The sequence below is a fragment of the Pseudomonadota bacterium genome, assembly GCA_030775045.1.
In the GTDB taxonomy this organism is placed as follows: domain Bacteria; phylum Pseudomonadota; class Alphaproteobacteria; order JALYJY01; family JALYJY01; genus JALYJY01.
Map to the genome: position 1 here is coordinate 1 of JALYJY010000073.1, position 9,245 is coordinate 9,245.

The 9,245-nt window shown below is 62.8% G+C and carries 7 protein-coding genes and 1 pseudogene; 3 read left to right on the top strand and 5 right to left on the bottom strand.

Annotated elements, in window-relative coordinates; genetic code table 11:
- Positions 1–772: transglycosylase SLT domain-containing protein (locus M3O22_07005; protein MDP9196494.1), on the top strand; the 772-nt coding region annotated here is incomplete at its 5' end.
- A 19-nt stretch (positions 773–791) separates the two neighbouring features.
- Here the strand turns inward: M3O22_07005 and M3O22_07010 are convergent.
- The 4 genes and pseudogenes from M3O22_07010 to dusB all read right to left on the bottom strand — a co-directional run bounded on the left by M3O22_07010 (position 792) and on the right by dusB (position 5,671).
- Complete coding sequence (locus tag M3O22_07010; protein ID MDP9196495.1) at positions 792–2,198, bottom strand: sigma-54 dependent transcriptional regulator; 1,407 nt, start codon at positions 2,196–2,198, stop codon at positions 792–794.
- Positions 2,188–4,398: a PAS domain-containing sensor histidine kinase gene (locus M3O22_07015; GenBank protein ID MDP9196496.1), complete on the bottom strand. Its 2,211-nt coding sequence runs from the start codon at positions 4,396–4,398 to the stop codon at positions 2,188–2,190. The genes M3O22_07010 and M3O22_07015 overlap by 11 nt, the downstream gene beginning before the upstream one ends.
- Positions 4,395–4,634 (bottom strand): annotated as a pseudogene (locus M3O22_07020) (nitrogen regulation protein NR(I)). The gene M3O22_07015 and the pseudogene M3O22_07020 overlap by 4 nt, the downstream one beginning before the upstream one ends.
- Positions 4,635–4,675: 41 nt before the next feature.
- Positions 4,676–5,671 carry a tRNA dihydrouridine synthase DusB gene (gene dusB / locus M3O22_07025; protein MDP9196497.1) on the bottom strand — a complete coding sequence of 332 codons (996 nt, stop codon included), beginning with the start codon at positions 5,669–5,671 and terminating at the stop codon, positions 4,676–4,678.
- A gap of 248 nt (positions 5,672–5,919) precedes the next feature.
- Between dusB and M3O22_07030 the strand changes: the two genes are divergently transcribed.
- Positions 5,920–6,132: a cold-shock protein gene (locus M3O22_07030; GenBank protein ID MDP9196498.1), complete on the top strand. Its 213-nt coding sequence runs from the start codon at positions 5,920–5,922 to the stop codon at positions 6,130–6,132.
- A gap of 110 nt (positions 6,133–6,242) precedes the next feature.
- On the opposite strand, the gene M3O22_07035 is transcribed toward M3O22_07030, so the two are convergent.
- Positions 6,243–8,522: an NADP-dependent malic enzyme gene (locus M3O22_07035; protein ID MDP9196499.1), complete on the bottom strand. Its 2,280-nt coding sequence runs from the start codon at positions 8,520–8,522 to the stop codon at positions 6,243–6,245.
- Positions 8,523–8,667: 145 nt separating this feature from the next.
- Between M3O22_07035 and M3O22_07040 the strand changes: the two genes are divergently transcribed.
- On the top strand, positions 8,668–9,245 hold a 578-nt coding region (locus tag M3O22_07040; protein MDP9196500.1), incomplete at its 3' end, for a transglycosylase domain-containing protein.

Genomic DNA, 9,245 nt, shown 5'->3' on the forward strand with positions numbered 1-9,245 from the left:
CGGGATCAAACCGCCCCCTGCCCCCCGTCCCGGAAAACTGCCGGTTCTTCCGCCATATCTGCTGAAAGGGGTCAACGACCCGGCCCTGGTCAATGCTGTTTGCCTGAATGAGAGCCGGTGCCGGGCGGACAGCCCCGACAGTACCGAAGGCGCTGTGGGGATCATGCAGATCAAGCCCTCAACAGCAGAGTGGGTGGCTGAAAAACACGGCATTCACTGGGATTCGGTCAATCTTCAGGACCCCCTGGACAATATCCGTCTGGGATCCCTGTATCTGGATATGCTGAAGAAACGGTTCGGAGGACACCCTGTTGTGGCGGCCATGGCCTATCACATCGGCCCCGACAAAATGGAAGGGCATACGAAAGCCCTGGGCATACCTGTCACAGACGCGGAACTGGAAATCTTCATTGGACGGATACCGTCACCGGAAAACAGGATCTATGGCCGGCAGATCTGGCAAAATCTGGATGAGTACCGGAGGCTTCTGTCCGGACAACCGCCGCAGAAACCCGCTTCCCCAGAACCATCCAGACCAGCGGTGTCCAGCGTGACGCGGGCTGCAGACCGGGCAGCAGGAACCCGCATGGCCAAAAGTCTGAAGCCTCCACAAGCCAGACCGGCCGGGACACTGACCACATTCCTGGAGGCGCCGCCTGCAGGAAAGCCGGCTTCTGAAGCTCGCACACTCCGGGACCAGCTTGCGGCAGGCAGGGATCAATGGAAGCCCGGGCGTCTTCCTGTCACGGCAACAGCCCACACCGCGCCCTGATACCCTCAGTTTCTGTGCACTAACCCGCCGCTTCCTGTTTGTCCGCATCCCCGTGAACACCCAGGGATTTCAGCTTGCGGTGGAGGGCCGAGCGCTCCATACCCACAAACGCCGCCGTGCGGGAGATATTGCCGCCAAACCGGGTCACCTGGGCCAGCAGGTATTCGCGCTCGAACATCTCCCGGGCTTCACGCAGGGGCAGGCCCATGATCTCTGCACCGCCGTCCCAGGTCATGACTCCCGGTGCAATGGCGCTGATGTCCGCCGGCAGGATATCCGCCCCCACCGGCTCCTGCGCATCGCCGGACGCCATGATCAGCAGCCACTCCACCACGTTGCGCAGCTGCCGCGCATTGCCGGGCCATTCATAGGCCTGGAGGACAGCCATGGCGTCGGACCTCAGGAACCTGGGCGGCAGTCCGGACGCCTGCGCCCCCAGGGCCATGAAGTGGCTGACCAGGGCCGGGATATCCTCCCGCCGCTCGGCCAGGGAAGGAACCCGCAGAGGCACAACATTCAGCCTGTGATACAGGTCCTGGCCGAAGCGACCGGCCGCCATCTCCGCCTCCAGATCCCGGTTGGTGGAGGCGATGACGCGCACATCCACCTGGACTTTCGTGCTTCCGCCCACGCGCTGGAAAGTCTGTTCCTGCAGCACGCGGACAATCTTTCCCTGGGTCTCCGGAGGCATGTCGGCCACCTCGTCCAGGAAAAGCGTGCCGCCATGGGCCTTTTCCATGATGCCCACCGTGTGCGCGCCAAGGGCCCCGCGGGAGGGAGTTTCCGTCCCGAACAGCGCGGCCTCCACATGCTCGGGCCGCAGGACGGCGCAGTTCAGGGCCACGAACGGCCCCTCCGCCCTTTTTGAACGCCCATGGATCAGCCGCGCCAGCATGCCCTTGCCACTGCCGGCCGGACCGGTCACCAGCACACGGCTGTTCATGGGCGCAACCCTGTCCACCGCCTGGCGCAGCTGCTGGACCGCCGCCGACGCACCCAGCAGTTCAGCCGGGCCGCCGGCCCTGATCTGTAATTCCTCATTCTCCCGCTTCAGGCGGGCCGTCTCCACAGCCTTGCCCACCGTCAGAATCAGGCGGTCCGCCCGGAAAGGCTTTTCGATAAAGTCGTGGGCGCCCTTTTTGATGGCTGCCACCGCCGTCTCGATATTTCCGTGACCGCTGATCATGACCACCGGCATTTCGGGATGAAGGCGCTTCAGTTCATCCAGGATCTGCAGGCCGTCCAGGCGGCTGCCCTGCAGCCAGATATCCAGGATGACCAGGCTGGGACAGCGGGCGCGCACAGCCGCCAGCGCCTCATCCGCATTGGCGGCCTGCCGGCTGGCCATGCCCTCGTCTTCCAGGATACCGGACACCAGGGACCGGATATCCGCCTCGTCATCCACAATCAGAATGTCATGCGCCATGGGCTGCTTCCTGTCCTGTGGCAGGGTTACCTGTCTGCATCACGGGGAAAAGCAGCGTCACTGCGGCTCCTCCGCCGGGCCTGTCCGCCAGAACCACCTGTCCATTGTGGTCTTCCATGATCTTTTTGACAATAGCCAGTCCCAGACCCGTGCCACTGGACCGCGTTGTCACATAGGGCTCGGTCAGGCGATCGCGGTTCTCTTCCGGCAGGCCCCGGCCGTTATCCTCGACGACAAGGGTCACCATGCCATTACCCGCCTTCAGGCGCAGGGTGATTGTCCCGCGGGGCAGGGTTTTTTCTCCATTGCCGGCTTCATGGCGGCCCCCGATGGCATCAGCCGCATTCTGCAGCAGGTTCGTCAGGGCCTGGGACATCTGGGGACCGTCACAGACGGCCATCACGGAAACGTCAGGGATGTCCGCAGTATAGTCCGTATCCTGATGGGCTGTGGACTGCAGGAACAGCGCCTGGCGGGCCAGATCGGCCACATCCTGCTCCTTCATCACGGGACGGGGCATACGGGCAAAGGCGGAAAATTCATCCACCATCCGGCGGATATCCTCCACCTGTCTTATGATAGTGTCTGTGCACTGGCGGAAGACATCGGGATCGGACTGCACTTCCTTCATATATTTTCGCCGCAGCCTTTCGGCGGACAGCTGGATGGGCGTCAGCGGATTGCGGATCTCGTGGGCGATGCGTCGCGCCACATCGGCCCAGGCGGCTTTCCTCTGGGCGGACAAAAGGTCCGACATGTCATCGAAAGTGACCACGTATCCCCTGATCCCCCCGCTGTCGCGGTCTGCGGCCACACGCACATGCAGCGTCCGCGCCCCCCGCCCCGGGCGCTGGATCTCCGCCTGGTCCTCCATGATTTTTTCGGGATTGCGCCGGACTTTTTCCATGACATTTTCCAGCTGGGGCAGAATGTCTGTCAGCTTCTGCCCCAGGATAGAGGAAGGTTCCGTAACTCCCAGAAGGCCCAGCGCTGACACGTTGGGCAGGTGGATGGCCGCCGTCTGGTCAAGTCCGATAACCCCTGCGGACACGCCCTCCAGCACTGCCTCGGTAAAGCGGCGGCGCTGGTCCAGCTGGTCATTGGCCTGCACCAGATCCTGCCGCTGGGCCTGAAGCTGGTCCGCCATGCGGTTGAAGGCGCGGCTGAGAAGATCCAGCTCGTCATCCACCATGGTCTTTTCCTCAACCCGGACAGACATGTCGCCCGAGCGCAGGCGCGCCGTGGCCCTGATGAGGGCGCTGACGGGTTTGACCAGACGGTTGGCAAAATCCAGTCCGTACCAGATGGCTACCAGCAGCAGCAGCAGGGCCACAACACCATAGATCAGGGTCACCGCCAGCTGCAGCGTGAAACGCCGCCCTTCCAGCTCCGTATAGGCTTTCACTGCCTCGTCCGTAGCCTGGACATGGGACAGGACCTTGGGGTCTATAGGCCGCCCCACATACAGGAACGTATCCACATAGCCGTCCAGGCGCAGCAGGGCCCGCACCCGGTTTTCCCCTTCACTGACGAACAGCACCAGCTCTCCCTGGCGGGCCCTGTTGAGGGCTGTTTCGGGAATAGGCTCCATCTCCAGTGAAAAGGTATAGCCTGATCTGGAAATGACCTTGCCCTGTCCTTCGAGCACCAGAACCTCGGACAGTTCGCGCAGCCACGCCTGGGTATCCACCACCTGTCTGAACCTGTCCTGGTCCAGCGACAGGCGCGAAGCCTCACGGTTCAGATCGCTGGCCATCGCCAGCGCGTCGCCCTTCAGGGCCTGCTGGTGTTCGTGCAGATAGGCGCGGGCCACACTGCGCGCCTCGACCACCGCCGTCCTGACCCTGTCGCTGAACCAGCTCTGGACCGCCAGATGAAAGAACAGAGCCGAGAACAGGGCCACCAGAACGGCGGGCGTCACGGCCAGAAGACTGAACACGGCCACCAGGCGCACATGAAGGCGGGAGCCGGCCATGCCCTGGCGCCTCTCCTGCCAGATACCCCAGATGCGCCGGGTGATGACCGCGCCCAGAAGGACCAGGATCAGCAGATCCACCAGCAGCAGGGCCAGGACCGTGGCCGGATCCCCCCCCACAGGAGCCGATGTGGTCAGGGCCGCCCAGGTCGCAAGGCCTGACAGCAGTGCCGCCACCACCAGCACAGCAACCGGTTTCCTGCCGAAGCGGAAAGACAGTCTCACGCGATCTCCCGGTCCTGTTTCCGGCCCGTCCGGATGGACAGGTCCTGGATCTTCCTGCGCAGGGTGTTGCGGTTCAGTCCCAGCAGCGCCGCGGCTTTCAGCTGGTTGCCCTGCATCATGCGCAGTGTCTGCTCGATCAGGGGCCGCTCCACCTCGCGGATCACGCGGTCGTACAGGCCTGACGCCGGAAGGTTGTCCACGTGCGCCTCGAAGTAGTCCCGCAGGTGTTTCTCAACCACCCTGCGCAACCCGCCCCTGTTTTTGCCCCCCGTGTTTTTCATGCTGCCTGTGCCACTTCTGTACCCATGACCGTATCATAGAACTCAACAATCCGGCGGCGCATCTCTGCCGGGTCGGACAACACCATCACCCCCGCCCTGAAATCGGCGGATCCGTGCAGGCCCCTGCTGTACCAGCCGACATGCTTGCGGGCAATGCGGACACCGGTGTCGACACCGTAATGGTCCAGCATCGCCTCGAAATGCCCCAGGACCATCTGCTTCTGCACAGACAGGGACGGATCAGGAAGCCTCTGTCCCGTTCTGAGAAAAGCCATGGCCTGGGATATAAACCACGGGCGGCCATAGGCCCCGCGACCGATCATGACGCCATCCGCGCCGCTGTCCGCAAGGGCCTTTGATACGTCATCCAGCGTCGTGATGTCTCCGTTGACGATGACGGGAATCGAAACATTTTCTTTCACCTGCCGCACAAAGGCCCAGTCCGCGCTGCCCTCGTAAAACTGTTGCCGCGTGCGGCCGTGCACGGTCACCAGCTGGATGCCACACTCCTGCGCGATTTTTGCCAGGCGCGGCGCGTTCAGACTGTTGTGGTCCCAGCCCATGCGCATTTTCAGGGTCACGGGAATTTTCACCGCATTGACCGTGGCAGTGAGAATCTTCGCGGCATGGACCTCGTCCCGCATAAGGGCTGAGCCGGCATGGCCATTGACCACCTTTTTGACCGGGCAGCCGAAATTGATGTCGATGATATTCGCCCCGCGCTCCGCGTTCAGGCGCGCTGCCTCGGCCATCACATCCGGATCACAGCCGGCCAGCTGGACCGACATGGGATATTCCTCCGGCGTGTGTTCGGCCATTTTCAGGGCCTGCCGGGCCTCCCGCACCATGGCCTGGCTGGCGATCATCTCGGACACGACGACTCCGGCCCCGATCCGTTTGACCAGACGGCGGAACGGCATGTCCGTCACCCCTGACATGGGCGCCAGGAAGACAGGATCCTCAACAGGAATGGAGCCGATGTGGATGGCCATGCGTATATACCGGTCTTTCGCGATTGCCTATTTTTTGGGCACGTTAGTGATGTGCAGATGGTTTTGCAAGTTTTCTGCCTCTTGCATCTGTCCGCAAAAAGCCCTATTCATAGTCCCGTCGAATACATTGGGTCAGGCAAAGACTGGACTAAATCCCTGACGGGTTGTTTCTTTCTTCCATCCCAAGGTGTTCTGATGCCCGGAGACAATTCTGTGCCGGGCAACAGCTGGTGACAAGGAGAAAGACTATGGCAACCGGCGTCGTAAAATGGTTCAACGCAACAAAGGGTTTCGGATTCGTCCAGCCCGATGACGGCTCTGCGGATGTGTTCGTGCACATCTCGGCCGTTGAGGAAGCCGGCCTGCGCACCCTGCGTGAAGGCCAGAAGGTTTCCTATGAACTGAAACAGGATCCGCGCAAGGGCAAAAGCTTTGCCGGCAACCTGAAGGAAATTGCCTGACGGAAAACTTCCGTTCAGGAAAATTCCAGCCCCTCTTCCGCAAGGAAGAGGGGTTTTTTACTGCGCGGCATCCTGCTTTCCTGCGGCGGGAGGGGAAAAAAGGCCCGGATCTACGGCAACGTCTCGTGCACCGCCAGCGCCGCGGCCAGGACGATGTCGGAGACCGTAGCGCCCATCTGGACGATCTGAGCCGATTTCTCCAGCCCCACCAGCAGGGGGCCGATGGACTGGCCACCACCCAGTTTCTGCAAAAGCTTGGCCGAGATATTGGCTGCGTGCAGTGCCGGCATGACCAGCACGTTGGCCGGACCCGACAGACGGCAGAAGGGATACAGCCGCTTCATCAGGTCGTGATCCAGCGCCACGTCCGCCGACATTTCCCCGTCGAACTCGAAGTTCACGTTGCGTGTTCCCAGGATAGCCACGGCATCACGGACATGCTGCGCCCGCTCCCGCATCGGCTGGCCAAAGGTGCTGAAGGACAGCAGGGCCACCCGCGGCTCGTGCCCCAGCTGGCGGGCCTTGTTCGCTGACTGGATGGCAATGTCCGCCAGTTCTTCCGGCGTCGGTCGCTCGTGCACCGTGGTGTCGGAAATAAAGACCGTGCGGCCCTTGGCCACCATGACCGTCAGGCCGAATACCCGCTTGCCCGCCCGGGCGTCGATGACCCGGCGGATTTCCTCGTGGCTGGAGGAAAAGCTGCGGGTCAGGCCGGTGACCATGGCGTCCGCCTCACCCTGCGCCACCATCAGCGCAGCGAAAACGTTGCGGTCCTGGTTCACCATGCGCTGGCAGTCGCGGTACAGCAGGCCGCTGCGCTGGTGGCGCCTGTACAAATACTCGGTATAACGGGGATTGGCATCAGACAGGCGGGCGTTGTGAATTTCCAGATCGTTTCCGCTGCCGTTGACCCCCAGCGCTTTCATCTTTTCGTGGACCACTTCTTCCCGGGCCACAAGAATGGGAGTGCCATAGCCCGCCGCGCGGAAGGCCAGCGCGGCCCGGATAGTGCGCTCCTCCTCCCCTTCCGCGAACACAACGCGACGCTTGCCGGGCGTGGAGTGGACCTTTTCCAGGATCAGCTGGACATTGTCGGCGGTTGGATCCAGACGGGCGCGCAGGGCTTTGCGGTAGGCTGCCATGTCGGTCAGGGGCTTGCGGGCCACGCCGGCATCCATGGCTGCCTGGGCCACGGCGGGCGGGATAGTGCTGATCAGGCGCGGGTCGAAGGGCGCAGGAATGATGTACTCGGGCCCATAACGCAGGCGCCGGCCCGCATAGGCCGCATCCACCTCGTCCGGCACGTCTTCCCGCGCCAGCGCGGCCAGGGCCCTGGCCGCGGCAATTTTCATTGCGTCGTTGATGGTGCTGGCCCGCACGTCCAGCGCGCCGCGGAAGATATAGGGAAAGCCCAGGACGTTGTTGACCTGGTTGGGATAGTCGGACCGGCCCGTGGCCACGATGGCATCGTCCCGCACCTGGCGCACTTCCTCGGGCGTGATTTCCGGATCCGGATTGGCCATGGCAAAAATGATCGGCCTTGCCGCCATGGACTTGACCATGTCACCGGTGACAGCGCCCTTCGCAGACAGGCCCATGAACACATCGGCCCCTTTCAGGGCATCCGTCAGCGTGCGGGCCTTTGTGTCGACGGCGAAGGCAGATTTCCACTGGTTCATCCCCTCGGTCCGGCCCCGGTACACGACGCCCTTGGTGTCGCACAGGGTGATGTTGCCGCGAGGAACGCCCACCAGCGTAATCATTTCCGCACAGGCAATGCCGGCCGCGCCCGCGCCGTTGATGACCACACGCACATCAGCCGGCTTGCGGCCCGTGATGTCACAGGCGTTGATCAGGCCAGCGGCGGCGATGATGGCCGTGCCGTGCTGGTCATCGTGGAACACGGGAATGTCCATCAGCTCGCGCAGGCGTTCCTCGATGACAAAGCAGTCCGGCGCCTTGATGTCTTCCAGGTTGATGCCGCCAAAGCTGGGGCCCAGAAAGCGGACGCAGTTGACGAATTCCTCGACATCTCTCGTGTCCACCTCCAGGTCGATGCCGTCCACATCGGCAAAGCGCTTGAACAGGACCGCCTTGCCCTCCATCACCGGCTTGGAGGCCAGCGCGCCCAGATCCCCCAGCCCCAGAACCGCCGTGCCGTTGGAGATCACGGCCACCAGATTGCCCCGGGTCGTATAATCCCAGGCGGCGTCAGGGTTTTCAGCGATGCGCTGGCAGGGTACCGCCACGCCGGGGGAATAGGCCAGCGCCAGGTCCCGCTGGGTCGTCAGGGGCTTGGTGGGAGTGATTTCCAGCTTTCCCGGACGGCCGCTGGCGTGCAGGTGCAGGGCTTCCTCGTCAGTCACGCGCCGGGATTGTGTATCGGTCATCGGTTCCTCTGTACGGCAGTCTTTCCGGGCTGAAACTACGATCCCTTTCCCCCGCCGCGCAAGGCAATTCCTGCCACAGAGTCGTCAAAATGCTCTGCCAGGGAGGGTGACGGTTTCAATAATACAAAGTAACAGGACCTGTTCCGTGCCCCGCAAATCCACCTCCAGAACCAGTCGGGGCCGTCGCAGATCCGGCGCTGCACCAGCCGGAAAATTTCCCCGCGCCGCAGCCCTGTGGAGGGTTATGCGCCCCTTTCTGAAATGGGGCACCGTCTGCGCCATCTGGCTGATGATCCTGGGAACGGCAACCGTGGCCTGGTTTTCCCGGGACATTCCTTCCCTGGACGGTATCGTGGCCTTTGGCAACCGGCCAGCCATCACCCTTCTGGCCAGCGATGGCAGCATGATCGGCCGCTATGGCGATTTCCGGGGCCGGAACGTGAGGGCCGAGGATCTGCCCGACCACCTGGTCCACGCCATCCTGGCGACCGAGGACCGGCGGTTCTACAGCCACTTCGGCATCGACCCGGTGGGCATTGCCCGGGCCATCCTGACCAACATCTGGAAGGGACGGATGGCACAGGGAGGATCCACGATCACCCAGCAGCTGGCCAAGAATCTGTTCCTGTCCCCGGACCGGACCCTGAAGCGCAAGATCCAGGAAGCCATCCTGTCCCTGCAGCTGGAGCGGCGGTACACCAAGAACCAGATCCTGTCCGCCTA